This window comes from Pseudoxanthomonas sangjuensis (assembly GCF_010211755.1).
In the GTDB taxonomy this organism is placed as follows: Bacteria; Pseudomonadota; Gammaproteobacteria; order Xanthomonadales; family Xanthomonadaceae; genus Pseudoxanthomonas_A; species Pseudoxanthomonas_A sangjuensis.
On sequence record NZ_PDWR01000009.1, the window covers coordinates 79,137 to 105,524 of the forward strand.

The 26,388-nt window shown below is 70.0% G+C and carries 27 protein-coding genes; 16 read left to right on the forward strand and 11 right to left on the reverse strand.

All coding sequences use genetic code 11. From position 1 onward, the window contains the following. Positions 1 to 10: 10 nt before the first annotated feature. Positions 11 to 202, reverse strand: a complete 192-nt coding sequence (locus CSC71_RS06670) for an oxidoreductase-like domain-containing protein (RefSeq protein WP_162373583.1) — start codon at positions 200 to 202, stop codon at positions 11 to 13. Between the two features lie 90 nt (positions 203 to 292). Between CSC71_RS06670 and CSC71_RS06675 the strand changes: the two genes are divergently transcribed. The 6 genes from CSC71_RS06675 (at position 293) to CSC71_RS06700 (ending at position 6,401) form a co-directional block, all read left to right on the forward strand. Next, positions 293 to 1,048 carry a glutathione S-transferase family protein gene (locus CSC71_RS06675; protein WP_162373584.1) on the forward strand — a complete coding sequence of 252 codons (756 nt, stop codon included), beginning with the start codon at positions 293 to 295 and terminating at the stop codon, positions 1,046 to 1,048. Between the two features lie 106 nt (positions 1,049 to 1,154). Further along, positions 1,155 to 1,973 (forward strand): NADPH-dependent 7-cyano-7-deazaguanine reductase QueF, encoded by an 819-nt coding sequence (gene queF, locus CSC71_RS06680; RefSeq protein ID WP_162373585.1) that lies wholly within the window; start codon positions 1,155 to 1,157, stop codon positions 1,971 to 1,973. Positions 1,974 to 2,081: 108 nt separating this feature from the next. Next, complete coding sequence (locus CSC71_RS06685; protein WP_162373586.1) at positions 2,082 to 2,384, forward strand: LysM peptidoglycan-binding domain-containing protein; 303 nt, start codon at positions 2,082 to 2,084, stop codon at positions 2,382 to 2,384. A 35-nt stretch (positions 2,385 to 2,419) separates the two neighbouring features. Next, positions 2,420 to 2,899 carry a hypothetical protein gene (locus tag CSC71_RS06690; protein ID WP_162373587.1) on the forward strand — a complete coding sequence of 160 codons (480 nt, stop codon included), beginning with the start codon at positions 2,420 to 2,422 and terminating at the stop codon, positions 2,897 to 2,899. A gap of 308 nt (positions 2,900 to 3,207) precedes the next feature. Continuing rightward, a complete protein-coding gene (locus CSC71_RS06695; RefSeq protein ID WP_162373588.1) occupies positions 3,208 to 5,433 on the forward strand; it encodes an NADP-dependent isocitrate dehydrogenase in 2,226 nt (741 codons plus the stop codon). Positions 5,434 to 5,843: 410 nt separating this feature from the next. After that, positions 5,844 to 6,401, forward strand: a complete 558-nt coding sequence (locus CSC71_RS06700) for a pseudouridine synthase (RefSeq protein WP_162373589.1) — start codon at positions 5,844 to 5,846, stop codon at positions 6,399 to 6,401. A 53-nt stretch (positions 6,402 to 6,454) separates the two neighbouring features. Here the strand turns inward: CSC71_RS06700 and CSC71_RS06705 are convergent, their stop codons facing one another. After that, a complete protein-coding gene (locus CSC71_RS06705; protein ID WP_211367912.1) occupies positions 6,455 to 6,826 on the reverse strand; it encodes a hypothetical protein in 372 nt (123 codons plus the stop codon). A gap of 132 nt (positions 6,827 to 6,958) precedes the next feature. Beyond that, positions 6,959 to 9,460, reverse strand: a complete 2,502-nt coding sequence (gene hrpB / locus CSC71_RS06710) for an ATP-dependent helicase HrpB (RefSeq protein ID WP_162373590.1) — start codon at positions 9,458 to 9,460, stop codon at positions 6,959 to 6,961. A gap of 116 nt (positions 9,461 to 9,576) precedes the next feature. On the opposite strand from hrpB, the gene CSC71_RS06715 reads away from it, so the two are divergent. Together CSC71_RS06715 and CSC71_RS06720 are read left to right on the forward strand one after the other, a co-directional pair. Beyond that, entirely contained in the window at positions 9,577 to 10,368 is a 792-nt protein-coding gene (locus CSC71_RS06715; protein WP_162373591.1) for a TatD family hydrolase, read from the forward strand. A 235-nt stretch (positions 10,369 to 10,603) separates the two neighbouring features. Continuing rightward, the gene (locus CSC71_RS06720; RefSeq protein ID WP_162373592.1) at positions 10,604 to 11,008 is read left to right on the forward strand and encodes a winged helix-turn-helix domain-containing protein; all 405 of its coding nucleotides are present in this window, start codon (positions 10,604 to 10,606) and stop codon (positions 11,006 to 11,008) included. A gap of 44 nt (positions 11,009 to 11,052) precedes the next feature. On the opposite strand, the gene panE is transcribed toward CSC71_RS06720, so the two are convergent. The 3 genes from panE to CSC71_RS06735 are packed head-to-tail and all read right to left on the reverse strand — an operon-like array spanning position 11,053 to position 13,803. Further along, positions 11,053 to 11,991, reverse strand: coding sequence for a 2-dehydropantoate 2-reductase (panE, locus tag CSC71_RS06725; protein ID WP_162373593.1), 939 nt, complete (start codon positions 11,989 to 11,991; stop codon positions 11,053 to 11,055). Between the two features lie 43 nt (positions 11,992 to 12,034). After that, entirely contained in the window at positions 12,035 to 12,853 is an 819-nt protein-coding gene (locus CSC71_RS06730; RefSeq protein WP_162373594.1) for an ABC transporter permease, read from the reverse strand. After that, positions 12,850 to 13,803, reverse strand: a complete 954-nt coding sequence (locus CSC71_RS06735; protein ID WP_162373595.1) for an ABC transporter ATP-binding protein — start codon at positions 13,801 to 13,803, stop codon at positions 12,850 to 12,852. Before CSC71_RS06735 ends, CSC71_RS06730 begins: the two co-directional genes overlap by 4 nt. Positions 13,804 to 13,913: 110 nt before the next feature. Between CSC71_RS06735 and CSC71_RS06740 the strand changes: the two genes are divergently transcribed. The 7 genes from CSC71_RS06740 (at position 13,914) to CSC71_RS06770 (ending at position 19,314) form a co-directional block, all read left to right on the forward strand. After that, positions 13,914 to 14,678 carry a ferredoxin--NADP reductase gene (locus tag CSC71_RS06740; RefSeq protein WP_425501924.1) on the forward strand — a complete coding sequence of 255 codons (765 nt, stop codon included), beginning with the start codon at positions 13,914 to 13,916 and terminating at the stop codon, positions 14,676 to 14,678. A 149-nt stretch (positions 14,679 to 14,827) separates the two neighbouring features. Next, entirely contained in the window at positions 14,828 to 14,986 is a 159-nt protein-coding gene (locus tag CSC71_RS06745; protein ID WP_162373596.1) for a hypothetical protein, read from the forward strand. Continuing rightward, positions 14,983 to 15,570, forward strand: coding sequence for a hypothetical protein (locus CSC71_RS06750; protein ID WP_162373597.1), 588 nt, complete (start codon positions 14,983 to 14,985; stop codon positions 15,568 to 15,570). The genes CSC71_RS06745 and CSC71_RS06750 overlap by 4 nt, the downstream gene beginning before the upstream one ends. Continuing rightward, on the forward strand, positions 15,567 to 15,764 hold the full coding sequence (locus tag CSC71_RS06755) for a helix-turn-helix transcriptional regulator (RefSeq protein ID WP_162373598.1): 198 nt from the start codon (positions 15,567 to 15,569) through the stop codon (positions 15,762 to 15,764). Before CSC71_RS06750 ends, CSC71_RS06755 begins: the two co-directional genes overlap by 4 nt. A 33-nt stretch (positions 15,765 to 15,797) precedes the next feature. Continuing rightward, positions 15,798 to 17,336 (forward strand): alpha/beta fold hydrolase, encoded by a 1,539-nt coding sequence (locus tag CSC71_RS06760; RefSeq protein WP_162373599.1) that lies wholly within the window; start codon positions 15,798 to 15,800, stop codon positions 17,334 to 17,336. Further along, positions 17,333 to 18,088, forward strand: coding sequence for an ABC transporter ATP-binding protein (locus tag CSC71_RS06765; RefSeq protein WP_162373600.1), 756 nt, complete (start codon positions 17,333 to 17,335; stop codon positions 18,086 to 18,088). Before CSC71_RS06760 ends, CSC71_RS06765 begins: the two co-directional genes overlap by 4 nt. After that, positions 18,085 to 19,314, forward strand: coding sequence for an ABC transporter permease (locus CSC71_RS06770; RefSeq protein WP_162373601.1), 1,230 nt, complete (start codon positions 18,085 to 18,087; stop codon positions 19,312 to 19,314). The genes CSC71_RS06765 and CSC71_RS06770 overlap by 4 nt, the downstream gene beginning before the upstream one ends. Before the next feature lie 66 nt (positions 19,315 to 19,380). Here CSC71_RS06770 and CSC71_RS06775 read toward each other — a convergent pair whose 3' ends face one another. From CSC71_RS06775 to rpmH, 5 genes are all read right to left on the reverse strand, one after another. Further along, positions 19,381 to 20,367 carry an energy transducer TonB gene (locus CSC71_RS06775; protein ID WP_162373602.1) on the reverse strand — a complete coding sequence of 329 codons (987 nt, stop codon included), beginning with the start codon at positions 20,365 to 20,367 and terminating at the stop codon, positions 19,381 to 19,383. 83 nt (positions 20,368 to 20,450) lie between these two features. Continuing rightward, positions 20,451 to 21,794 (reverse strand): tRNA uridine-5-carboxymethylaminomethyl(34) synthesis GTPase MnmE, encoded by a 1,344-nt coding sequence (gene mnmE / locus CSC71_RS06780; RefSeq protein WP_162373603.1) that lies wholly within the window; start codon positions 21,792 to 21,794, stop codon positions 20,451 to 20,453. Between the two features lie 268 nt (positions 21,795 to 22,062). Beyond that, positions 22,063 to 23,772 carry a membrane protein insertase YidC gene (gene yidC, locus CSC71_RS06785; protein WP_162373604.1) on the reverse strand — a complete coding sequence of 570 codons (1,710 nt, stop codon included), beginning with the start codon at positions 23,770 to 23,772 and terminating at the stop codon, positions 22,063 to 22,065. 13 nt (positions 23,773 to 23,785) lie between these two features. Then, positions 23,786 to 24,250 (reverse strand): ribonuclease P protein component, encoded by a 465-nt coding sequence (rnpA, locus tag CSC71_RS06790; RefSeq protein WP_162373605.1) that lies wholly within the window; start codon positions 24,248 to 24,250, stop codon positions 23,786 to 23,788. Positions 24,251 to 24,344: 94 nt separating this feature from the next. Next, a complete protein-coding gene (rpmH, locus tag CSC71_RS06795) occupies positions 24,345 to 24,485 on the reverse strand; it encodes a 50S ribosomal protein L34 (RefSeq protein WP_162373606.1) in 141 nt (46 codons plus the stop codon). A gap of 256 nt (positions 24,486 to 24,741) precedes the next feature. Here rpmH and dnaA point away from each other — a divergent pair, with 256 nt between their 5' ends. Further along, positions 24,742 to 26,079, forward strand: coding sequence for a chromosomal replication initiator protein DnaA (dnaA, locus tag CSC71_RS06800; protein WP_162373607.1), 1,338 nt, complete (start codon positions 24,742 to 24,744; stop codon positions 26,077 to 26,079). Positions 26,080 to 26,388 lie beyond the last annotated feature (309 nt).

A 26,388-nucleotide genomic window follows, 5' to 3' on the forward strand; every position in this document is an offset into this window, starting at 1 on the left:
GCCGGCGCGCTTACTCCGCTTCCGGGTGCCGCTGCTTCCACGCCGCCAGCTTCTCCCGATACGCCGCCAGCTCCTCCGCATAAAGATCGAACACGCAGATCGGGCAGCCGCTTTCGCAGCAGTCGCTGGGCAGCGGCTTGTCCGGCTCGCGCGGCGGCGGGTCGTCGGGCCAGCGGTCGGCGGGGTGGGTTGCGGCGGGCAAACGGATTTCCTCGCAGGGCTCGACGTTAGCCTAGCAGCGACGCGGGCAGGCTTGGCGTAACCTTCCGCCGGATCGAAACGGAAGCCCGACATGCCCGCACCGCGCTACCACATCATCGGCAACTACTTCTCGCCCTACGTGCGCAAGGCGCTGCTGTTCCTGGAACTGAAGGGCCTGGACTACGAGATCGACCCGATCGCGCCATTCATCGGCGACGACCGTTTCCAGCAACTCAACCCGCTGCGCCGCGTTCCGGTGCTGGTGGACGGCGCACGCGTCGTCAACGACTCGTCGGTGATCTGCCAGTACCTCGAGGATCGACATCCCGAAACGCCGCTGTACCCGGCCGACATCGGCGATCGCGCGCAGGCGCGCTGGCTGGAGGAATTCTGCGACGCGCGGCTGGGCGAAGTGGTGGTGTGGCGGATGTTCTTCCAGAAGGGCGTCAAGCGCCTGCTGTTCGGCGAGGCGACCGACGAGGAGGTGTTCGCGAAGGCGCGCGACGAGGAATTGCCGGCGGCGCTCGACTACCTCGAGTCGCAGTTGCCGGCGGACGGCTTCGCCTTCGGCGCCGTTTCCATCGCCGACCTCAGCATCGCCAGCTTCCTGCGCAACGCCGCGCTGGTGCGCTGCGCGGTCGACGCGCAGCGCTGGCCGCGCGTGGCGGGCGTGCTCGAACGCACCTGGGCGCTGCCCGCGTTCGCGAAACTGGTCGCGCTGGAAACGGCCATCGCGCGCACGCCGGTGCCGGAACAGCACGTGGCGCTGCGGGCGCTCGGTGCGCCGGTCAGCGCGGAAACGCTGGGCACCTGGCCGCCGCGCCGGGGCGTGATGCGGATCGAGTGAGCCGATCGGAAACCCGGCGGAAGCCTCGCCGGATGGCCGTCGGCCGGGCCGCGGCGCCTGCCGCGTTATGAGACGCGGTTCACGGCTGCTGGAATACACTGGCGGCATGACGAATACCCCCCAGGATTCCGCGCTGGGCCGCGAAGTCGCGTATCCGACGCGCTACGACCCCGGCCTGCTGTTCCCGATCCCGCGCGCCGCGGCGCGCGCGCAGATCGGCGTCGACGGCAACGCGCTGCCGTTCGTCGGCCACGACCGCTGGCAGGCCTACGAGCTGGGCTGGCTGGACGCGCTGGGCAAGCCGCAGGCGGCCACCGCGACCCTGATCGTGCCGTGCGATTCGCCGAACCTGATCGAATCGAAGTCGCTGAAGCTGTTCCTCAATTCGCTCAACGACGAACGCTTCAACAGCGCCGAGGCGCTGCGCGAGACCCTCGCCACCGACCTGTCGGTGCGCGCCGGCGCGAACGTCGAGGTCCGGTTCGGCCTGCCGCCGTTGCGCGAAGACGACGACGGCGAATGCATCGACGCGCTCGACATCGAGATCAACGACTACGGGCCGCCGAACGCCGGCTACCTGCGCGCCGACCGCGACGACATCGCCGCCGAGCGCCTGCTGACCCACCTGTTCAAGTCGAACTGCCCGGTCACCGGCCAGCCGGACTGGGCCAGCGTGGCGATCGACTACCGCGGCCCGCGCATCGACCGCGCCGGCCTGTTGCGCTACCTGGTCAGCTTCCGTCGCCACAACGAATTCCACGAACAGTGCGTCGAACGCGTGTTTACCGAAGTCATGTCGCATTGCGCGCCGGCGGCGTTGTCGGTGGAGGCGCGCTTCACGCGCCGCGGCGGCCTCGACATCAATCCATGGCGGGCCACGCCGGGCTTCGCGCCGCCCGTCGCGCTGCGCGAAACGCGCCAGTAGGCAGGCCCCGGCGCACACGCGCGCGCTTCACCGCGCACGCATGAATTCTTAACGGGCCGTGTGTACATTGGCCGTCCGTACCACCACCCCATCAGGGAGGAGCCCTGCATGAGCAGCGAGAAGAAAGCCGACTTTTCGGGCGTCAGCGCCAAGGTCGACAGTACCGAACAGATCGTCGAGAAAGCGGATTTCTCCGGCGTGACCGCGAAGGTCGACAGCACCGAAGAAATCGTCGGCGAACAGACCTACACCATCGCCAAGGGCGACACGTTGTCGAAGATCGCCAAAGAGCATTACGGCAAGGCGAGCGCATGGCACCGGATCTTCGAAGCCAACCGCGACGTCATCGACGACCCGGACCGGATCTTCCCGGGCCAGGTGATCAAGCTGCCCGTCCTGCCGCAGGACTGAGACTTCCTCTTCTCTTCACAACAAGGACCGAAACCATGAAGCACAACCGCATCGCTTATGCCCTGATCGTGGCCCTGGCCGGCAGCATCGCCGTGACCGGCTGCAAGAAGAAGGAAGAACCCGTCGCCGCGACCCCGCCCGCCGCGACCGAACCGGCGCCCGCCCCGGTCGAGCCCGCCGCGGCGCCGGCGCCGGCCGCCAGCGTCACCGTCGGCAACGCCGCCGCCGCCGACAAGTCGGTCGCCGCGATGAGCAGCTTCGGCGCCAACGACAAGATCATCGTCTCGGTGAAGACCGACGCCAGCGTGCCGGTCGACGCCACCATCAACGCCAGGCTGACCTACCAGGACGGCCAGGTCGCCGGCGACCAGACCACCACGATCAAGGCCGACGCCGCCGGCACCACCAACATCGAGTTCAGCAACGCCAACCCGTGGCCGACCGGCAAGTACAAGGTCGACGTGACCCTCAACGGCACCCCGGTGGGCATGACCCAGGAAATCGAGGTCAAGTGACGCAAGCGCGCCCGCGCGGCTTTCGCGCGGGCCATTCCATCCCCTCGCAACTGCGAGCACGTTCGGGCGCGGAGTGATCCGCGCCCTTTTTTGTCCCTGGGAAGCGGTGGCGATCCGATGCCCGTCCCGCAGCCGGACGCGCCATGCGCAGGATCCGGTCCGGTTCCATCGCGATCGAGAATCGGGACGCGGAACCTCTCGCCGGCGGCAACGGATTTTGCCCGGACCGCTGCGACGCGCGACAATTGCAGGGTTTCCATCGCCCATTCCGCCATACGCGCCCGTATCTCCCAGGGAACCCCACACGCATGTCCAGCGACGCCAAGATCATCTATACCCTGACCGACGAGGCCCCGTTCCTCGCCACCCAGTCCTTGCTGCCGATCGTGCAGGCGTTCACCGCCACCGCCGGCATCGCGGTGGAAACCCGCGACATCTCCCTGGCCGGGCGCATCCTCGCGCAGTTCCCCGACGTGCTGAAGCCGGAACAGCGGATCGCCGACGACCTGGCCGAACTCGGCGAGCTGGCGAAGCGGCCGGAAGCCAACATCATCAAGCTGCCTAACATCAGCGCGTCGATGCCGCAGCTGAAGGCGGCGATCAAGGAGCTGCAGGCGCAGGGCTACGCGTTGCCGGACTACCCGGACGCGCCGGCCAGCGACGCGGAAAAGGACATCCAGGCGCGCTACGACAGGGTCAAGGGCAGCGCGGTCAACCCGGTGCTGCGCGAAGGCAATTCCGACCGCCGCGCGCCGCTGAGCGTGAAGAACTATGCGCGCAAGCATCCGCACCGGATGGGCGCGTGGAGCAGGGATTCGAAGACCCACGTCGCGCACATGGCCGGCGGCGACTTCTACGGCAGCGAGAAGTCGGCCGTGGTCGGCAAGGCCGGCAACGTGAAGATCACGCTGCTGCGCGCCGACGGCGGCGTGCAGGTGCTGAAGGAGAAGACCCCGGTGCTGGCCGGCGAGATCATCGACGCGTCGGTGATGAGCCGCAAGGCGCTGGCGCAGTTCTTCGACAAGGAAATCGCCGCCGCACAGCAGGAAGGCGTGCTGCTGTCGCTGCACCTGAAGGCGACGATGATGAAGGTCAGCGACCCGATCATGTTCGGCGTGGCGGTATCGCGCTTCTACAAGGACGCGCTGGCCAGGCACGCCGCGACGCTGCAGGCGGTCGGCTTCGACCCCAACAACGGCATCGGCGACGCCTACGCGCGCATCGCGGCGCTGCCGCAGTACGAGCAGGACGCGATCAAGGCCGACCTGCAGGCCGAGTACGCGCGGCGCCCGGCGCTGGCGATGGTCAATTCGGACAAGGGCATCACCAACCTGCACGTGCCCAGCGACGTGATCGTCGACGCGTCGATGCCGGCGATGATCCGCGACAGCGGCCGCATGTGGAACGCCGAGGGCAAGCTGCAGGACACCAAGGCGCTGATCCCGGACCGTTGCTACGCGACGATCTACCAGGCGGTGATCGACGACTGCAAGGCGCACGGCGCGTTCGACCCGGCGACGATGGGCAGCGTGCCGAACGTCGGCCTGATGGCGCAGGCGGCCGAGGAATACGGCAGCCACAACAAGACCTTCCAGGTCGCGCACGACGGCACCGTGCAGGTGACCGACGACGACGGCGCGGTGATCTTCGAGCACGCGGTCGAGGCCGGCGACATCTGGCGCATGTGCCAGACCAAGGACGCGCCGATCCAGGACTGGGTGAAGCTGGCGGTGACCCGCGCGCGCCTGTCGAACACGCCGGCGGTGTTCTGGCTGGACCCGCAGCGCGGCCACGACGCGCAGGTGATCGCGAAGGTCGAGCGCTACCTGAAGGACCACGACACCGGCGGCCTCGACATCCGCATCCTGCCGCCGGTCGAGGCGATGCGGCTGTCGCTGCAGCGCATCCGCCGGGGCCAGGACACGATCAGCGTCACCGGCAACGTGCTGCGCGACTACCTGACCGACCTGTTCCCGATCATGGAGCTGGGCACCAGCGCGAAGATGCTGTCGATCGTGCCGCTGATGGCCGGCGGCGGCCTGTTCGAGACCGGCGCCGGCGGCTCGGCGCCGAAGCACGTGCAGCAATTCCTCGCCGAGGACTACCTGCGCTGGGATTCGCTCGGCGAATTCCTCGCCCTGGCCGCGTCGCTGGAGCACCTCGGCGAAGCCTGCGGCAACGCCAAGGCGAAGGTGCTGGCAACCGCGCTGGACGTCGCCAACGGCAAGATCCTCGACAACAACAAATCGCCGGCGCGCAAGGTCGGCGAGCTCGACAACCGCGGCAGCCACTTCTACCTGGCGCTGTACTGGGCGCAGGCGCTGGCCGCGCAGGACGACGACGCGGAGCTGCGGGCGAAGTTCGCGCCGCTGGCCAGGGCGCTGGCCGCCGACGAGGTGAAGATCGTGGTCGAGCTGAACGGCGCGCAAGGCAAGCCGGTCGACATCGGCGGCTACTACCACGCCGACCCGCGGAAGGTCGCGGCGGCGATGCGCCCGAGCGCGACCTTCAACGCGGCGCTGGCGGCGCTTTAAGCCGGCCTGGCGTTCAGCGGAACTGCGACAGCGCGACCGAATCCACCGCCACCCAGCCGGGTCCGCGCTGGACCCGCTGTTGCGGATCGACGGCCGGGATCGCAACGATCCCAGCAGCGGCCATGCGCTCTTTGCGAGCCCGCGACCTGGCCGGTACGCGGCCCGTCGCGCAGGGCTTCCCGGCGCACTGGCTGGCAATCGGGTTCATCTGTCGGCCCTCCGCCCTGTGCGGGCATGCTTTTGAACACGACGAAAGGCTACGCCCGGGAAATGCACCTGAAAATCGAACGTTTTACAAGCCCGACTTGATTCTGATTCAACCTTGATTGCCCATGCCGGCGGGCGCGGACAGCCGCTCGTGAGGCGGGTACCTTTGCCGGACGACGACCGACTCCCCCTGCCCGACTGCCGTGCTGATCGCCTTCAACAAGCCGTTCAACGTGCTGTGCCAGTTCACCGACCGCAGCGCGACGCCACGGCGCACGCTGGCGGAATTCGGCCTGCCCGCGGACGTCTACCCCGCGGGACGCCTCGACTACGACAGCGAGGGCCTGCTGCTGTTGACCGACGACGGCCGGCTGGCGCACCGGCTGACCGATCCGCGGCACAAGGAGACCAAGACCTACTGGGTGCAGGTGGAAGGCGCGCCGGACCCGGCCGCGCTGCAGCGGTTGCGCGAAGGCGTGGCGTTGAACGATGGCCCGACCCGGCCGGCGCAGGCGCGGCTGTTGCCGGCGCCGCCGCCGTTGTGGCCGCGCGATCCGCCGGTACGCTATCGCAAGAGCGTTCCCGACGCATGGATCGAGCTGGCGATCCGCGAGGGCCGCAACCGCCAGGTGCGGCGGATGACCGCCGCGGTGGGCCTGCCGACGCTGCGGCTGGTACGCGTGGCGATCGGCGCGCACCGGCTGGACGGACTGCAGCCGGGCGCGTGGCGCGCGCTGCAGGAGCGGCGTCAGCCGCGATAGCCGATCACGTCGGATTCCCAGTGGTCGCGGCTGACGCCGCTCCTACAAAAGCATCAGGCTTCGCCGACGGGCGGCTCGGCGCGCGCTTCCCCGGCCGCCGTCGGCTTGCCCGGCTTGCCGGTACCGTCGACGCGGCGCGCATCGACGCGCTTCGGCCAACCTTCGGTGCTGCCCTGCATCTGCGCGCGTTTGCGCTTGCGGTAGGCGGCAAACGCGAGCACGCCGATGCCGGCCGCCGCGGCGACCGCGACCACCGGGTTGCGGCGCACGAACTTCGCCGCCGCCTTCGCGCCGGTGCGCGCCACGCCCAACGCGGCGCCGGTCTGCAGCAGCTTGCCGGCCTGCGAACCGCTGATCTGCAGTTTCCCGCCGGCCCTTTCGGCCAGCTCCAGTGCACGGTCGGAAAATTCGCCGAACCTGCTCATCGTTGTCTCCGGAATGTGGGGGGATGCGCCGCGCCGGGCGCCGCGCGTTCGAAGCAAGTTAGCGCCGACGACGATGAACCGGAGCCGAAAGCCGGGTTCTCTTTCCCCTTCCCTCGCGGGAAAGGCAACAAGTCACGTTCCCCTCGCCTTCGCCCGATGGGTCGCCTGCGCGGTCCACGGGTCGTCGGGCCAGGGATGCTTCGGATAGCGGCCCTTCATTTCCTTCTTCACTTCCGGATAGGTACGCTCCCAGAAGCCGCGCAGGTCGCGCGTGACCTGCAACGGCTTGCCGCCGGGCGAAAGCAGGTGCAGCAGCAGCGGCACGCGGCCGTCGGCGATGCGCGGCGTCTCGGCCAGGCCGAACAGTTCCTGCAGCTTCACCGCCAGCACCGGCGGCTGCGCGTGGCCATCGTGGCCGGTCGAGTATTCGATGCGCCGCTCCATCCCCGACGGCACGGCGATCCGCGTCGGCGCCAGCGCGTCGATCTTCTGCCGCAGCGGCCAGTCGACGCTCGATCTCAGCGCATCGGCCAGTTCGCCCTCGCCGAGCGCATCGAGTCGCGTCTTCCCGGCGAACGCGGGCTGCAGCCATTGCGTCGCGGTGGCGAGCAGCGCTTCGTCGGAGAGGTCGGGCAGGCCGAGCTCGGGCATCCATTCGCGCAGGCAGCGCACGCGTTCGCGCCATTGCGCCAGCGATTCGCTCCACGGCAGCGCATCCAGGCCGAGTTCGAGCACCGCCCCGGTCAGCGCCTGCGCCGCCAGCGCCGGATCGACGCGCCCCGCGGGCTTCGCCTCGAGCACGATGCCGTCGTAGCGGGTCTCGCGTTGCGCGCCCAGCGCGCGCCGCTCCGGATCCCAGCGCACGGCATCCTCGGTGACGAAGCGCCGCGGGAACTCGCGGCGCAGCGCCGCCTCGTCGAGCGGCGCGGCGCGCAGGATCAGCGCGTCCTTGGCTTCGAAGCGCAATTCGCTGGCGACCAGCCACGGCTCGCCGTAGACGGCGCTGTCGTCGAACAGCCGGGCCATGCGCCCGTTCGACAGCTGGTAGCGGCGCGGGTCGCTGCGGTGCTGGAACGCGATGCGGTCGGGAAAGGCGTGCAGCAGCAGGTCGCCGAGGCGATGCGCGTCGATTGCGTTCGGTGGTTGCGCCTCGGCGCGGATGCGGCGGCGCCACTGCTTCGCCGCCGCGTCGATGGCGGCGAGCCCGGAGCGGTTCGCGTCCGCCGGCGCGCGTCCATTGCGGAACGCGGCCAGGGCGCGCCAGCGTTCCGCGAGCGCGTCGCTGCGGCTGCGCAGCGGATCGCGCGCCTCGACCAGCGCGGCAAGATCGCAGGCCAGCGCCTTGTCTTCGTCGTTCGACGCCGACAGCAGCATCGCCGCCAGCCGCGGATGCGTGCCGAGCGCGAGCATGCGCTTGCCGAGCGCGGTGATCGCGCGCTTTTCGTCGAGCGCGCCCAGCCGCGCGAGCAGGTCGCGCGCGGCGGCGAACGCACCGGGCGGCGGCGGATCGACGAAGCGCAGGTCGTCGCTGCCCCACGCGGCCAGCTCCAGCGCAAGCGACGCGAGTTCGATCTGGAAGATTTCCGCGCGGCGTTGCGGTTCGAGCCGCTGCGACTGCGGCCACAGCCGGTACGCCCAGCCCTCGGCGACGCGGCCGGCGCGGCCGGCGCGTTGGTCGGCGGAAGCCTGCGAGACCGCGACGGTTTCGAGCCGGGTGAAGCCGCTGTTCGGGTCGTAGTGCGGTTCGCGTGCGAGGCCGCTGTCGACGACCACGCACACGCCGGGCAGGGTCACGCTGGACTCGGCGACGTTGGGGGCCAGCACGACGCGGCGGCGACCGTCGGGATCGGGCTGCAGCACCCGCGATTGCTGTTCGACCGGCAGTTCGCCGTGCAGGGCGAGCACGTCGACGCCCTTCGCCGCCGGCGAGCCCGCCAGCGGCGCGTCGACCCGCGCGATCTCGCGCTGGCCGGGCAGGAACACCAGCACGTCGCCCGGATGCGCGGCGAGCGCGTGTTCGATCGCGCGGCGCGCCTGCGGTTCCAGCGCCTCGTCGCGGCGCGCCGGGAAGTGGGAAACCTCGACCGGATACGCACGACCCTCGCTGGACAGGCGCGGCGCATCGAGGAAGCGTTCGAGTTTCTCGCCATCGAGCGTCGCCGACATCACGACGATGCGCAGGTCCTCGCGCAGGCCCGCCTGCACGTCGAGCGCGAGCGCGAGGCCGAGGTCGGCGGAGAGGTGGCGTTCGTGGAATTCGTCGAACAGCAGCGCGCCGACGCCGTCGAGCAGCGGGTCGTCCTGGATCATCCGGGTCAGGATGCCCTCGGTGACGATTTCGATCCGCGTCCCCGCCGACACCCTGTTCTCGAAGCGGATGCGGTAGCCGACGGTGCCGCCGACGGGTTCGCCGAGTTGTCTCGCCATGAACGTGGCCGCCGCGCGTGCGGCCACGCGGCGCGGTTCCAGCATCACGATCTTCCTGCCGCCCAGCCATGCCGCATCGAGCAGCGCCGGCGGCACCCGCGTGGTCTTGCCCGCGCCCGGCGGCGCTTCCAGCACCAGTCGCGGGTGGCCGGCGAGGCTCTCGCGGATGCGCGGCAGCAGCGGATCGATGGGAAAGGCGGGCGACATGCGCTTATTGTAGGAGCGGGCCTGACCGCGACCGTACAATTTCCCCTTTCGGGGAAACCTCCGCGCAGCGCCCCGCACGGCGACCGCGGCCAAGCCCGCTCCCGCAAGAAGCCACCATGCAACTGATCGACATCGGCGCCAACCTGACCCACGACAGCTTCGACCGCGACCGCGACGCGGTGCTGCAGCGCGCGCGCGACGCGGGCGTGGTGGCGATGGTGGTCACCGGCGCCAGCCGCGAACATTCGCCGATGGCGCTGCGGCTGGCGCAGGCGCACCCGGGCTTCCTCTATGCCACCGCCGGCGTGCACCCGCACCACGCGATCGAATACACCGACGAATGCGACGCGGAACTGCGCGAACTGCACGCGCACCCGGAAGTGGTCGCGGTCGGCGAATGCGGGCTGGATTATTTCCGCGACTTCTCGCCGCGCCCGGCGCAGCGCAGGGCGTTCGAGCGGCAGCTGCAGATCGCGGCGGAGAACGGCAAGCCGCTGTTCCTGCACCAGCGCGACGCGCACGCGGACTTCCTGGCGATGATGAAGGACTTCGACGGCCGGCTCGCCCCGGCGGTCGTGCACTGCTTCACCGGCAGTCGCGGGGAGCTGTTCGATTACCTCGACCGCGACTGGCACATCGGCATCACCGGCTGGCTGTGCGACGAACGCCGCGGCCAGCACCTGCGCGAACTGGTGAAGAGCATTCCCGCGCACCGGCTGATGGTCGAGACCGACGCGCCGTACCTGTTGCCACGCACGCTGCAGCCGCCGCCGAAGGACCGCCGCAACGAGCCGATGTTCCTGCCGCACATCGTCGCGGAACTGGCACGGGATCGCGGCGAGGACGTGGCGACGACCGCGGCGGCAACGACGGCGACCGCGGGCGGGTTCTTCCGCCTGCACGGCTGACGCCACGCCTTCCGACCGTCGCCACCGGCGGCGGCGGCGGTCTCCCGCGGGATCGGCACCGGGCCGTTCCCGGTACCGCCCGCTTCACTCCGCAGGCCTGCGGGCCCCGGGGGATCCAGCGGGCCGGCCGCGGGACCTGCGCGGGCCCGTTCGGGGGAAGCCCGGGGAATGGGCCGGCCGCGGCGGCTTTTTGCGTTTGCATGGATGCCACCGCTCCTTGCCTTCCGCAGCCGTCATGCCACAACCCGGACCGACCCGCCTCAGCTTCGAAGACACGGTGGTCGATTTCGCCGGGCGCCGGCTGCTGCACGGTGGCGCCGAACAGCCCCTGGAGCCGAAGGCTTTCGCGGTGCTGGCCCTGCTGGCCGGTGCCCCCGGCCGGGTCTTCGCCCGCGACGAGATCCTCGACGCGGTCTGGGGACACCGCCACGTCACTCCCGGCGCGCTGAACCGGATCATGTCGCTGCTCCGGCACGCGCTGGGCGAGGACGCGCAGCATCCGCGCCTGGTGCACACCGTGCACGGCACCGGTTACCGCTTCGACCTGCCGGTGGCCGCGGATCCGGCGGCGACGGATGCGGAACCGGCCGTCGGCGCACGCGCCGCGGCGCCGGCGCACGCGCCGCGCAAGACCGGATAGCCCGCCATCGCCTTCCCACCGGCGCTGGCGGGCTTGCGGCCGATTCAGCCGCGCCGCTGCGCCTCGTACGCCTGCAGGTGCACCCAGGCCGCCCGCAGCAACGGCGCGGCGATGCCGGCGGCACGCGCGCGATGCAGCATGTCGCCGACGATGTGCGCGGCCTCGACCCGGCCGCCAGCCTCCAGGTCGCGCAGCATCGACGCTTTCACTTCCAGGCCCGGCTGGGTCAGCGTTTCCAGCGCCTTCGCCTGCGCGGCGGCGGGGATCGGCTCGCCGCCGGCCGCGGCGACCGCCACGCATTCGGCATGCAGGGCGCGCATGAAGTCCGCGCCGCCCTCGGTCGCGGCAATCGTGCCGACGCTGGCGCGCATCAGGCAGGTGCCGGCGGCCAGCGCGGCGAGGAACGAGAACTTGATCCACTGTTCCTGCGCGATCCGCGGCGAGGCGACGTGGTCGATGCCGGCCCGCCCGCACAGCCGCGCGAACGCGGCGACGCGCGGACTGATCGCGTCCGCATCGCGTTCGCCGAAGGTGATCGACGCGGGTCTGGCGAGGTGCAGGATCTCGCCTGCCGGCCCCTTGGTCGCGCTGATGAAGCACAGCCCGCCGAGCACCCGCCCGCGGCCGAAGCGCGCGTCGAGCGCGGCGTAATGCCGCAGGCCGTTGAGGATCGGCAGCACCGTGGTGCCGTCGCCGACCGCCGGCGCGATCGCGTCGATCGCGCCGGCGAGGTCGTAGGCCTTGCAGCTGAGGACGACGAGGTCGAAGGCGGCCTCTTTCGCCCGCGCGGGCAGCGCATCGGCAGTGACGTACGGAACCCGGAGGTCGGCGTCGCCGAGCGGGCTGCGGATCTGCAGGCCGTTCCGTGCCAGCTGCTCCGCGCGCGACGGGCGCACGAGGAAGGTCGCGTCGATGCCGTGCTGCGCCAGCCTTCCGCCGAAGTACCCCCCGGTGCCGCCAGCGCCGAGAACCAGTATCCGCATCTGCTCTCCCTTGCGGGGCCGGGCTCGCCCGGCGCCGCGAAAATCAACTGCGCAACCCGGCCCCGCGCCGCAACAGCCACAGCGCGAACAGGCTCAACCCGACCACGAAGCCGATCATCAGCGCGAACGCCACCCACAACGGCACGTCGGACTGGCCGAGCAGGCCGTAGCGGAACGCGTTGACCATGTAGAAGATCGGGTTGGCGTGGGTCATCGCCTGCGCCCATTCCGGCAGCAGCTTGACCGAATAGAACACGCCGCCCAGGTAGGTCAGCGGGGTCAGCACGAAGGTCGGCACGATCGCGATGTCGTCGAACTTCTTCGCGTAGGCGGCGTTGATGAAGCCGGCCAGCGAGAAGATCGCCGCGCCGAGCAGCACCGTGGCCAGGGTCACGAACGGATGCGGCACGCGCAGGCGGGTGAAGAACAGCGCGATCAGCAGCACGATCGCGCCGACCATGATCCCGCGCAGCACCGCGCCGGCGACGTAGCCCCACAGGATCACCCAGTTCGGCATCGGGCTGACCAGCAGCTCCTCGACGTGGCGGCCGAACTTGGCGCCGAAGAAGCTCGACGAGATGTTGCCGTAGCTGTTCTGGATCACGCTCATCATCACCAGGCCGGGGACGATGAACTGCATGTAGCTGAAGCCGCCCATGTCGCCGATGCGGCTGCCGATCAGGCCGCCGAAGATCAGGAAGTACAGGGTCATCGTGATCGCCGGCGGCACCAGGGTCTGGCCCCAGATGCGCAGGATGCGCGCGACCTCGCGGCGGACGATGGTGCCGAGCGCGACGAGGTTGCGCTGCGCGTCGGTCGGCCCGGCGGCCGCGGCGGACTTGGTTTCGACGCGGGTGCTCATGCGGCCTTCTTCCCGTCGCCGCCGTTGCCGGTCAGGCGCACGAACAGCTCCTCGAGGCGGTTGCTCTTGGTGCGCATCGAGCGCACGCGGATGCCGGCGTCGCCGAGCGCGGCGAACACGCGGTTCAGGTCCATCGCGCGCGGCATGTCGAGGTCGAGCGTGTGGTGGTCGGCGGCGTGCAGCGTCGCGCCTTCGATCCGCGGCAGCTGCGCCGGCAGCGCGCCGTCGATGTCGAACAGGAAGCCCTCGACGTCGAGCTTGGCCAGCAGCGCCTTCATCGGCCCCTGCTCGACGATCTCGCCGCGGTCGATGATCGCGAGGTTGCGGCACAGGCTTTCCGCTTCCTCCAGGTAATGCGTGGTCAGGATGATCGTGGTGCCGGCGGCGTTGATCTCCTTCAGCGTCTTCCACATGCCGCGGCGGATCTCGATGTCGACGCCGGCGGTGGGTTCGTCGAGGATCAGCAGCTTCGGCCGGGTCATCATCGCCCGCGCGATCATCAGCCGCCGCTTCATGCCGCCGGACAGGGTGCGGCTCATCACGTTGGCCTTGTCCCACAGCTGCGCGCGCCGGAGTTCTTCTTCCGCGCGCACGATCGCCTCGGCGCGCGGGATGCCGTAGAAGCCGGCGTAGTTCACGCAGATGTCCAGCGGCTTCTCGAACATGTTGAAGTTCAGTTCCTGCGGCACCAGCCCGAGCAGGCGCATCGCGCCTTCGCGGTCGCGCGACAGGTCGACGCCGAACACCGCGACGTCGCCGGAGGACTTGTTGACCAGCGAACTGACGATGCCGATCAGCGTCGACTTGCCGGCGCCGTTGGGGCCGAGCAGGGCGAAGAAGTCGCCCGGCGCGACCTGCAGCGACACGCCCTTCAGCGCGGCGGTGCCGTTGTCGTAGGTCTTGCGCAGCTCGCGGATCGCGAGCGCGGGAACGGGGGTTGCGGAATCCATGCGGAAATCCATCTGGTGCGTGCCGCGGGAATCGATGCGGCGACGCGGCGGGAATGGCGATTATTATAGGCGTCCCGCCGGACCGGTCCCGGCACAGTGCGTCCCATTCCTTGGCCATCGTCCAGTTCCCGTTGCGGCTGATCGAACGCCGCATGCTCGCGCCGAGCGTCGGCCACTACCGTTTCGTCCGCGACGACGGACAGGCGCTGGACTTCGCGCCCGGCCAGTTCATCCAGGTGCACTTCGCCTACGCCGACGGCACCGCGACCAAGCGCAGCTATTCGCTGGCCAGCCTGCACGACCACGCGCGCGGCGCCGGCGATCCGGTCGAGATCGCGGTCAGCTACGTCTCCGGCGGCGCGGCGACCGCGCTGTTCGAAGGGCTCGAACCCGGCGGCCAGGTGCAGGCCAGCGGCCCGTACGGGCGTTTCTGCCTGATGCCCGGCGACGCCAACCGCCGCTACCTGCTGATCGCCACCGGCACCGGCGTCACGCCGTACCGCGCGATGCTGCCGCAGCTGGAAAGGCTGATCGACGAGCGCGGCATCGAGGTCGTGCTGCTGTTCGGCGCGCGCACGCCGGCCGAGCTGCTGTATGGCGACGAGTTCCGCGCCTTCGCCGCCGCGCATCCGCGGTTCCGCTTCGTGCCGTGCCTGTCGCGCGAACTGCCGGCGCCCGGGTCGCCGCACGCGCACGCCGACGTGCGCCACGGCTACGTGCAGCAGCACCTGGCCGAATTCGCGCCGGACCCGGCCACCGACATCGCCTACCTGTGCGGCAACCCGAACATGGTCGACGCCTGCTTCGAGGCGCTGAAACAAGCCGGCCTGCCGGTACCGCAGATCCGCCGCGAGAAGTACGTCAGCAGCAAGTGACCCGCCGAAGCGTCCCTGGGGCGCGACCGCGAAACCTTCCGGACAGGGTGGAGGCGGGCGGGCTTGCCCCCGCGGGAATGTAAAGGACGCTTGACAAGCTGCGGGGACCGGCCTATCTTGGCTGTCAAGCACGCTTGACAGGTCATGCCATGAACTGGATTCCCGCTTGCCGCCATCCCGCGCTCCACTATTTCAGCTGCGCACTGGCCTTCTTCGCGATCGGCACCCGCCAGCCGGCCTTCGTCGGCATTGGTTTCGCCTTCCTGGGCCTGGCCATCGCCGCGCTGCGCAACAACCCGGCGCCATGACCGGTTGTCGCCGCGCCGCCATCGCCGTTTTCTGCATCAGCCTGGTCTCGCTGGCGCTGTCCGCCGGTGCCGGATGGCTGCGGTTGCCGGTGGGCGACGCCGCACGCGGTTTTCTCGCGGGCCTCGGCGTCGGTGGCCTGTTCCTCGCCCTGCTGCTGTGGTTCACGCCGGGCGGCATCCACGACAGCGCGCCGAAGGCATTGGCACGCCGCTATTACCGCGAGTTCTTCCCGCCGATGGCGGCGTATACCGTGGTGATGCTGTTCTGGGGCCGGCTGCTGCGCCATGTCGATGCGACGTGGCTGCGCACGCTGGTCGCGCTGTTGCCGGCCCTGCTGGTGGCGTTGGCGATGCGCGCGATCGCGCGCTACGTCCGCGATTCGGATGAAATGCAGCGCCGCATCGAACTGGAATCGGTCGGCATCGCCGCCGGGCTGGTCAGCATCGGCTACATGACCGCCGGCTTCCTGCAGAGCGCGAAGCTGATCGCGGTCTCCGGCAGCGTGGCGATGCTGATGGTGTTCCCGGCGATCTGCATGGTCTACGGCATCGCCAAGATCTTCATCGCGCGGCGCTACGCATGAACAACCGGTTGCGCGAACTGCGCGAGGCGCGCGGCTGGTCGCAGGGCCAGCTGGCCGAGGAACTCGAGGTTTCGCGGCAGACGGTCAACGCGCTGGAGACCGGCAAGTACGACCCCAGCCTGCCGCTGGCGTTCCGCATCGCGCGGCTGTTCGATTCGAGCATCGAAGCGATCTTCCTGTACGAACACGACTGACCGATTCCCCTTCCCTTCCGGAGCAAACGATCCATGTCCCGCAGAACCAGGATAGTGCTCGCCTTCGCGGTGCTGGCCGCGGTGTTCGGCTGGCGCCTGCTGCACCGGCCGGCGCCGGCCGAGGCGCCGAAGCAGGCCGCGCTCGCGGCGGCGCCCGCAACGACCGTGCCGAAGCGCAAGTACGGCGCGCTGGAATTCTCGCCGTGCGCGCTGCCGTCGCCCGCCGGCGGCGCGCTGGAGGCGCAGTGCGCGACGTTCGAAGTCGCCGAGAACCCGGCCGCGCCGCAAGGCCGCAAGCTCGCGCTGAACCTGGCCTGGCTGCCGGCCACCGAGGAAGCCGACATCGCACCCGACCCGGTGTTCTTCCTCGCCGGCGGCCCCGGCCAGTCGGCGACCGAGTCCTATCCGCCGCTGAATTCCGCCTTCGCCGAACTGCGCAAGCACCGCCACGTGCTGCTGCTCGACCAGCGCGGCACCGGCAAATCGAACCCGCTGTCCTGCCGCCTCGACGGGGCCGGGGACGAAACCGACGAAGACATGGCCGTGGCGGTGAAGCGCGTCGAAACCTGCCGCGACGAATTGTCGAAGCGGGCCGACCTGCGCTTCTACACGACCACCGACGCGGTGCGCGACCTCGAAGCGCTGCGCGCCGCGCTCGGCGCCCGGCAGGTCGACCTGGTCGGCGTGTCCTACGGCACCCGCGTCGCCCAGCAGTACGCGATGCGCCACCCCGAGCGCACGCGCAGCATCGTGCTCGATTCGGTGGTGCCGAACACGCTGGTGCTCGGCAACATCTTCGCACGCAACCTCGACGACGCGCTGGCGCTGCAGTTCGGCCTCTGCGAGAAGGACGCGACCTGCCGCGACAGGCTCGGCGACCCGCGCAAGGAACTCGACAGGCTGCTGGAGACCCTGCGCCGCGACCCGCCGCTGGTGCGCTACCGCGACGCCCGCACCGGCGAGCAGCGCGAGCAGCGCCTGCGCGCGGCGCACGTCGCCGGCCTGGTGCGGATGTACGCCTACATGCCGACCGTCGCGACCCTGCTGCCGGTGCTGATCCACGAAGCCAACCAGGGTCGCTACGAGGCGCTGGTCGCGCTGACCCGGATGCTGTACGGCGAACTCGAGGACGCGATGGCGATGGGCATGCAGCTGTCGGTGGTGTGCAGCGAGGACGGCGACGGCATCGTCCGCAGCAGCGACGACGACGGCACCGTGCTCGGCCACGAGCTGACCGACTTCCTCGCCGCGCAATGCAAGGTCTGGCCGAAGGGCGGGGTACCGGCGGATTTCCACGCCCCGCTGGCGACCGGCGTGCCGGCGCTGCTGCTGGAAGGCGAGTACGACCCGGTCACCCCGCCGCGCTACGGCGAGGAGGTGGCGAAGTCGCTGCCCAACGGCCGCCTGCTGGTGCTGCGCGGGCAGGGCCACAACGTGATCGGCGCCGGCTGCATGCCGAAGCTGTTCGCGCAGTTCGTCGAGAAGACCGACGCGAAGGCGCTCGACGCGGGCTGCCTCGACGCGCTCGCCTACGCGCAACCCTTCACCAGCTACAACGGATGGAACCCATGATCGTCGCCGACCACCTGCGCAAGACCTTCCCCGGCAAGGGCCGGAAAGACCCCCCGGTGATCGCCGTGGACGACGTCGGCTTCGAGGCCCGCGACGGCGAGATCACCGGCCTGCTCGGCCCCAACGGCGCCGGCAAGACCACCACCCTGCGCATGCTGTACACGCTGATGCGGCCCGAGGCCGGCCGGGTGCTGGTCGACGGCGTCGACGTGGCGGCGGACCCGGAAGCGGCGCGGCGCGCGCTCGGCGTGCTGCCGGACGCGCGCGGCGTGTACAAGCGCCTGAGCGCGCGCGAGAACATCGCCTACTTCGGCGAACTGCACGGGCTGTCGCGCGCGCAGGTCGAGGAGCGCACCAGGATCCTGTCGGCCGCGCTGCAGATGGACGACTTCCTCGACCGCCGCACCGAGGGCTTCTCGCAGGGCCAGCGCACCAAGACCGCGATCGCGCGCGCGCTGGTCCACGACCCGAAGAACGTGATCCTCGACGAGCCGACCAACGGCCTCGACGTGATGACCACGCGCGGCCTGCGCGAATTCCTGCGGCAGCTGCGCGCCGAGGGCCGCTGCGTGATCTTCTCCAGCCACATCATGCAGGAGGTCGCCGCGCTGTGCGACCGCATCGTGGTGATCGCGCACGGCAGGGTCGTCGCGCAGGGCACGCCGCAGCAGCTGCGCGCGCAGGCCGGCGAGGACAACCTGGAGGACGCCTTCGTCCGCCTGATCGGCTCGGAGGAGGGCCTGCTCGCATGAACGCGACGACATCGAAGCCATCGAACGGGATCGGCAACCTGTGGACCGTGCTGCGCAAGGAACTGCGCGACTTCACCCGCGACCGCCGCACGCTGGCGCTGACCCTGCTGATCGGGCCGCTGTTCTACCCGGTGCTGCTGTTCGGCATCGGCAAGCTGACGGCGCTGCGCGCGCAGACCCAGCTGGAGAAGCCGCTGGAGATCTACATGGCCGGTGCCGAGGGTGCGCCGAACCTGGTCGCGTGGCTGGCCGGGCAGGGCATCCGCGCCAAGGCCGACGCCGGCGACGCGAAGACGCTGGAAGCGCGCATCGATGCGGCGATCCGCAACCAGAGCGAGGACGTGGCGCTGGTGATCGGCGCGGACTACGCCGACGACTGGCGCGCCGGCCGCCCGGCCAGGGTCACCGTGGTCGCCGATTCGACCAGCCGCAACGCCGACCTGATGGTCGCGCGGGTCAAGGCCGCGCTCGGCGCCTACGGCCAGCAGGTCGGCGCGCTGCGCCTGCTCGCGCGCGGCATCGATCCGTCGATCACCCGCGCGGTCGGCGTCGAGGACCGCGACCTCGCCACGCCGGAGGCCAAGCGCGGCCTGCTGCTGTCGGTGCTGCTGCCGTTGATCATGATGATCTTCGCCTTCCTCGGCGGCGCCGCGATCACGCTGGACGCGACCGCCGGTGAACGCGAGCGCCAGTCGCTGGAGCCGCTGCTGGCCACGCCGGCGCCGCGCTGGGCCATCGTCAGCGGCAAGATGCTGGCGGCGGGCGCGCTGGGCGTGCTCGGGCTGGTGCTGACCCTGCTGTCGTTCAAGTTCGCCGCGACGGTCGCCTCGGGTTCGCTCGGCGCGCTCGACGTCAGCGTGCCGGCGATCCTCAAGCTGCTGCTGGTGCTGCTGCCGCTGGTGCTGCTCGGCACCGCGCTGCTGACCTTCCTCGCGGCGGGCGCGAAGAGCCTGAAGGAAGCGCAGAGCCACATGACCCTGCTGATGTTCCTGCCGATGCTGCCGGCCTACGCGCTGATGGCCTATCCGCTGAAGGCGCAGGCGCTGTGGCAGTACGCGGTGCCGTTCCTGGCGCAGAACCAGCTGCTGGTGAAGATCACCCGCGGCGAAGCGGCGACGCCGGCGCAGTGGGGCGTGTACCTGGTCTGCGCGTTCGGCCTGGCCCTGCTGCTGTGGCTGGGCGCGGTGTGGCGCTACCGGCAGGAGAAGCTGGCGATCTCGGCCTGAGCCGGGCCGCAACGACGAAGGCCGGCTCGCGCCGGCCTTCGTCCGTTTCCGCCTTCATGCGGGCGCTCAGCCGCCCGGGGTGAAATTGATCGTGCGCCGGGTCGTGGTCGGCTGCGGGATCGGCGCGAACTTCCAGCGCCGCACCGCGCTCAGCGCCTCGCGGTCGAAGATCCGCGGCGGGTTCGAGCGGACCACGCGCGCATTGGTCACGGAACCGTCGGTGCCGACGGTCAGCTCCACCATCACTTCGCCGGCGGTGCCGGCGCGCTGCGCCTCGGCCGGGTAGCGCGGCGACGGCATGCTGATCGCGCGCAGGGTGGGAGGCTCGGGTGCCGCGGTGGCCGGCGAGGCCGGGGTCGTCTGCGCAGGCGCCGCGGTGCGGGCCGCCGCCTCGCGCTCGCGCTGCTGCGCGGCGGCCTGTTCGGCGGCACGGGTGCGGGCTTCCTCCTGCTGCGCAGCGAGGGCCTCGGCGGCCTTGCGCTGCTGTTCGGCCTGCTGGGCCTTGCGCTGCTCTTCCTGTTTCTTCGCCAGCTCCTGCGCCTTGGCCGCCTCTTCGACACTGCGCCTGCTGGCCGCCTGCTGCGCCGAGGCGATGGTCTGCTTCAGCCGCGGCAGCGACGGCGCGCGCGGGTCGGTGCGTTCGATCAGCGCGGACAGGCGTTGCGCCTCGGCGAAATCCTCGCGCGCGATGCTCTGCTCGGCGGCGATCACCGTGTACGGCAGCAGGTCGGTCAGCGCGCTGGTGACGGCCGGATTATCCGGCTGCTTGTCGCGCGCGGCCAGGTAGTACTCGAGCGCGTTGTCGCCGCCCGGCGAATAGATGCGGTTGTCGCTGAGCGCCTTGGTCGCCGCTTCGCGCAGCTGTTCGGCGCTCATCGCCGTGACGTTCGCCGCCGGCGCGGCCGGCGCGGCGGTCGTGTCCGCGGCCGGCGTGGCGGCCGGCGTGCTGGCGGTCGGCGCGGCCGCTTGTTCCTGTTTCGAGCATGCCGCCAGCGCGATCAGCAACAGCAACGCCGGCGCACGCGATTTCGTGCAGTTCGTGGCAAAAGACATTTTTTTGGATTCCCCTGATAACCCGAGTTGCGCCCCACGCATAAGAACGCGCCATTTGCCCGCTTTTGTCAACCCGCGGCCGGTTATTTGCCGATGCAGAAGGTCGAAAATATGCGCCCGAGCAGGTCGTCGGGCGTGACCGTTCCGGTGATCTCGCCCAGGGCGTCGTGGGCGAGGCGCAATTCTTCTGCGGCCAGCTCGAGCCGTTCGTGACCGAATTCACGGTTTGCGGCGTCGGCATGGGCGTGGGCGCGGCGCAACGCCTCGACGTGGCGCGCGCGCGCGGAGAATTCGCCATCGCTGCCTTCGCCCGCATGTCCCAGCGCCAGCGCGCGCAGCCGGCTGTGCAATTCCGGCAGGCCCTGTCCGCTGCGCGCGGAAACGAACACGCGGTGCGCATCGCCCGCCGGCGTGGCGGCGAGCAGGTCGGCCTTGTTGTGGATCCACAGCCGCTGCGGCACGCCGGCGATCGCGTCGGCGACCGCGGTCGCGCCGGCTTCCGCATCGCGCGCGTCGAGCACCACCAGGGCCAGGTCGGCGCGCTGCAATTCGTCGCGCGCGCGGCGCATGCCTTCGCGCTCGATCGCGTCGCCGCCCTCGCGCAGTCCGGCGGTGTCGACCAGGGTCAGCTCGAGGCCGTCGATGCGGATGGTTTCGCGCAGCGTGTCGCGGGTGGTGCCGGCGATGTCGGTGACGATGGCGCGGTCGCTGCCGGCCAGCGCGTTCAGCAACGAGCTCTTGCCGGCATTCGGCGGGCCGATGATCACCGCGTGCATGCCGTCGCGCAGCTTGCGCCCGCGTTCGGCGTCGGCGAGCAGCGCGGCGAGCGCGGCGAGCGTTTCGCCGAGGCGTGCGCGCACCTGCGCGCCGCCGAGGGTATCGAGCGGCTCGTCGGCGAAATCGATCGCGGCCTCGACGTGCACGCGCAGCGCCAGCAGCGCCGCGGCGATGGCGTCGACGCGGCGCGAGAACGCGCCGTCGAGCGCGCGGCGCGCGGCGCGCGCGGCGCGGCTGTCGGCGGCGGCGATCAGGTCGGCGATCGCCTCGGCCTGGGCGAGGTCCAGCTTGCCGTTGACGAAGGCGCGCTCGCTGAACTCGCCGGGACGCGCATGCCGCGCGCCGAGCGCGCAGGCGCGCGCGACCAGTTGCTGCAGCACGACCGGACTGCCGTGCGCCTGCAATTCGACCACGTCCTCGCCGGTGAAGCTGGCCGGCGCCGGGAACGACAACGCAATGCCGTCGTCGATCGCCTCGCCATCGTCGCCGCGAAACCGCGCGTAGTGCGCCTGGCGCGGTTCCAGCCGCCTCGCGCAAATCGCTTCCGCGATCGCGCGCGCGCGCGGTCCCGACAAGCGCACGATGCCGACGCCGCCCGCGCCCGGCGCGGTGGCGATTGCGGCGATGGTGTCGGTGCCGGGCGTGGACATCGGGAGCAGGGATTCCGGAGTCGGGTGAAAGCGTATCGAAAGCGCAACGCCCGTGGGAGCGGCTTCCCGCCGCGAGATCCGGCCGCCTTCCGCTTGTCGTCCCGAATGCCGCGGGGGAACCAGCGCTTCGCGGCATTCGGCGCAAGAACGACAACGGGCCCCGACTGCGTTCGGGACGACGGCACCCATCGAGGGTCGAAAGCCCGCGGCTGGGAGTTGCTCCCGCGAAAGCAAAAAGGAACCCGCCTCTCGGCGGGTTCCCTGGCCCTTACTTGGCCGCGGCCGTCGCCGGCTTCGCCTCGCCGTACTTGCGCAGCATGTACCACTGCTGCAGCAGGCCGAGGCCGCCGTTCGCCACCTGGTACAGCACCAGGCCGGCCGGCAGGAAGGCCAGCACCACGCCGAACGCCAGCGGCATGAACTGCATCATCTTCTGCTGCATCGGGTCCATGCCGGTCATCGGCGTGAGCCGCTGCGTGAACCACATGATCGCCATGTTCAGCACCGGCAGCACGAAGTACGGGTCGCGCGCGGTCAGGTCCTGGATCCACAGCGTCCACGGCGCCTGGCGCAGCTCGACCGACTCGGCCAGCATCCAGTACAGCGCCATGAAGATCACGATCTGCGGGATCACCGGCAGGCAGCCGGCCATCGGGTTGATCTGCTCCTTCTTGTACAGCTCCATCATCGCCTGCTGGTACTTCGCCCGGTCGTCGCCGTAGCGTTCCTTCAGCTGCTGCAGGCGCGGGGCGAACTTGCGCATCTTCGCCGCCGACTTGTACTGCGCGGCCGACAGCTTGAACAGCGCCAGCTTCAGCAGCACCACCAGGCCGATGATCGCCCAGCCCCAGTTGCCGAACAGGCCATGCAGCTTGCTCAGCACCCAGAACAGGCCTTCGGCGATCACCGCGAAGATCTTGAACTGGCTGTAGTCGACCGCGCGCTGCAGGCCGGGCACGTTCTGCGCCTGCATCTGCTCGACCAGCTTCGGCCCGACCCACAGCCGCGCTTCGCTGGCGGCTTTCTGCCCCGGCGCGACTTCGACCGCCGGGCCGAGTTCGCGCACCAGCGCCTGCGCGCCGCCGTTGGGCGCGTCCAGCGACACCGTGACCTTGTCGTCCGCCTGCGGGATCCATGCGCTGAAGAAATGGTGCTGCAGCATCGCGATCCAGCTTTGCTGCATGCTCTGGTCGACCTTGCCGTCCTCCAGGTACTTGTCGAACTTGCGGCGTTCGTAGCCGGTGTCCGGGCTGTACCAGGCGGCGCCGCGGAAGCTGAAGGATTCCGGGTTGGTCATGCCGGTCTTGACCACCGGCGGTTTGCGCAGGAGCCAGCGGTAGATCTGGCCCTGCCAAGGCGTGCCGCCGTTGTTGATCACTTCGTCACGCACGCTGATCGCGTATTGCCCGCGCTTGAAGGTATAGGTGCGACGAATGCTGACGCCGCCTTTCCCGTTCCAGACGAAGGGCACCACGATTTCGTTTGCGTCCTGCAGTTCGATCGCTCCGGCCTGTTCGGGCACGAAGCCGCCAAGATGGGTCGGTGCGTTGCCCGCGGCGTTCATCCAACCGCTCTGCGCGACGTAGTAGTGCTCCGCATCACTGGCGAACAACCGGACTGGCGGGCTGCCGGCGGTCTTGCTTTGCGGATACTTGAGCAAATCCGCCTGCAACACGGTAGCGCCGTCGAGAACCACCCGTAGCACATCGGTACTTACGGTGACCACATTGGTAGCGAGCGCCGGCGTGGCGGCCGCGGAAGGCAATGCCGCCGCAGGCCGGGAAACTGGAACCGCTACTTGCGGTACGGCGACGGAATCAGTCGCGCCGGCCGTCGGCGGTGGGGGCGCCACGGGGTTCACCGCCGGCGTCACCGGCGCGGCCGCATCCTTGGGCGCATTGAACTTGCCCCACTCCATCCACAGCAGGGTCGCCACGATCAGCCAGGCGAAAAACAGGAAAACACGGGTCTGGTTCATCGGGCAGGCAGTCTCAACCGGCGTCGGATTCCGGTTCGTCAGTGGAATGGGATGTCGAGGATGCAGCGGGGGAATTCAAGGGCGGCGGCATTGTGCCGTCCACGGCCGGCGCGGGCAATGCACCGGCGCGGCGCAGGGTCTGCACGAACGCTTCGGCCAGTTGCTCGGCGCGCGCCGCGGATGCGCCGGCGCGCGCGACCACGACGTAGTCGCCACCCGCCAGTTGCGCGCGCAGCAGGCGGAAGCGTTCGCGCAACACGCGCTTGATCCGGTTGCGCGCCACCGCGCGCGCATCGACCTTGCGCGACACCGCCAGGCCCAGCCGCGGCGGCGTGGCGGCGCGATGCCAGTGCAGGGTCAGCAGCGGGTGCGAAGTGCGTCGCGCCCGTTCGAACGCGCGCGCGTAGTCGGACTGCGCGCGTACCCGTGCGGTGCGCGGGAAGCGCGCGGCAACCGCGGGTTCCGGGAGATTCGCCATCTTCAAGACACGACAAAGCCCGCACTGGAGTGCAGCGCGGGCTTGGCGGGGACTCGCATTGCGACGGTCGGCCGCGTGGCGCGGCCGGCGGGCCTCAGGCGGTGAGGCGCTTGCGGCCCTTGGCGCGGCGACGGGCCAGGACCTTGCGGCCATCGGCGGTCTTCATGCGCGCACGGAAGCCGTGGTCGCGCTTGCGCTTGAGGTTGCTGGGTTGGAAGGTGCGCTTGGTGGCCATGGGGCCCTCGGGCGTGAAATGGGTGGGAAAGAACCGGAAATTCTATAGGATGCGCGGACTTGCGGTCAAGGCGCGGCGTCCTTCGCGAAGGAACCGGCCGGAGCGGTGCCGACCCGGCCATTCATCCGACCGCCGCGCACGGCGGCGGCGGCGCTTCGTGGTAGTCTCCCCTGCCCCATTTTCCCCGTCCGCGTGCCGCCGAAGGCGTCGCGCCGCTTTTCCGACGACGCCTGCTTTTCGAGGTACCGATTTTCCGATGGATGCTTGGCCCCGCTGCCTGGAACGCCTGGAAGCCGAACTGCCGGCCGAGGACGTGCACACCTGGCTCAAACCGCTGCAGGCGGAACAGCGCAACGACGCGATGGTGCTGTACGCGCCGAACGCCTTCATCGTCGAACAGGTGCGCGAGCGCTACCTGGCCCGGATCCGCGAACTGCTGGCGCATTACGCCGGCCAGCACGACGTGTCGCTGGAGATCGGTTCGCGCGCGCGGCTCGCCGAGCCCCTGGCCTCGCCGACCGCGACTGCGACTGCGACTGCGACCGCGGCGGCGGCGGCGCTGGAGCCGTTCGCCGGCAACCTCGACGGGCACTACACCTTTGACAATTTCGTCGAGGGCCGCAGCAACCAGCTCGGCCGCGCCGCGGCGTGGCAGGCCGCGCAGAAGCCCGGCGACCGCGCGCACAACCCGCTGCTGCTGTACGGCGGCACCGGCCTCGGCAAGACCCACCTGATGTTTGCGGTCGGCAACGAGATGCGCCGGCTGAATCCGGCCGCGCGCGTGCTGTACCTGCGCAGCAACGAGTTCTACAACGCGTTCTTCCGCGCCCTGCAGAACAAGACCGCCGACCAGTTCAAGCGCCAGTTCCAGCACATCGACGCGCTGCTGATCGACGACATCCAGTTCTTCGCCGGCAAGGACCGCACCCAGGAGGAGTTCTTCCACACCTTCAACATGCTGTTCGACGGCCGCCAGCAGATCATCATGACCTGCGACCGCTACCCGCGCGAAGTCGAAGGCCTGGAACCGCGGCTGAAATCGCGGTTGGGCTGGGGCCTGTCGGTGGCGATCGACCCGCCCGACTTCGAGACGCGCGCGGCGATCGTGCTGGCCAAGGCGCGCGAGCGCGGCGTGCAGATCCCCGAGGAAGTGGCGTTCCTGCTGGCGAAGAAGATGCGCAGCAACGTGCGCGACCTCGAGGGCGCGATCAACACGCTGACCGCGCAGGCCAACTTCACCGGCCGCGCGATCACCCCCGAATTCGCCCAGGAGACCCTGCGCGACCTGTTGCGTGCGCAGCAGCAGGCGGTCAGCGTCGGCAACATCCAGAAGATCGTCGCCGACTATTACGGCCTGCAGCTCAAGGACCTGCTCGGCAAGAAGCGCACGCGTTCGCTGGCGCGGCCGCGCCAGGTCGCGATGGCGCTGGCCAAGGAGCTGACCGAACACAGCCTGCCGGAAATCGGCGACGCGTTCTCCGGCCGCGACCACACCACCGTGCTGCACGCCTGCCGGCAGATCCGCACGCTGATGGAAACCGACGGCAAGCTGCGCGAGGACTGGGACAAGCTGATCCGCAAGCTGAGCGAGTAACCGTTCGTTCGGCGCAAGGCGCGGCGATTCCGACGCCCCACCGGCCGGTTGTGGTCCCGAGGCGGACCCGACCCCAGCCGTTGGGGCGTTTGTGCGTCCGCGTCATTCAAACCGCAGACGAAACGCGTACAGTTCCGTAAACTTCGTGGGCAAGCATCGAACGGGTTGTGGACAAGCCGGGGACAGTTTCCGGCCCGGTTTTTTATCCACAGCTTGTCCTGCCCTAGCGGGGAGCCTATCCACGTTCCGGCAGTACTGAAAACTTCTTGTTTTTCAGTGGCTTATCTTGGTTATACCGGATTCGGCGCG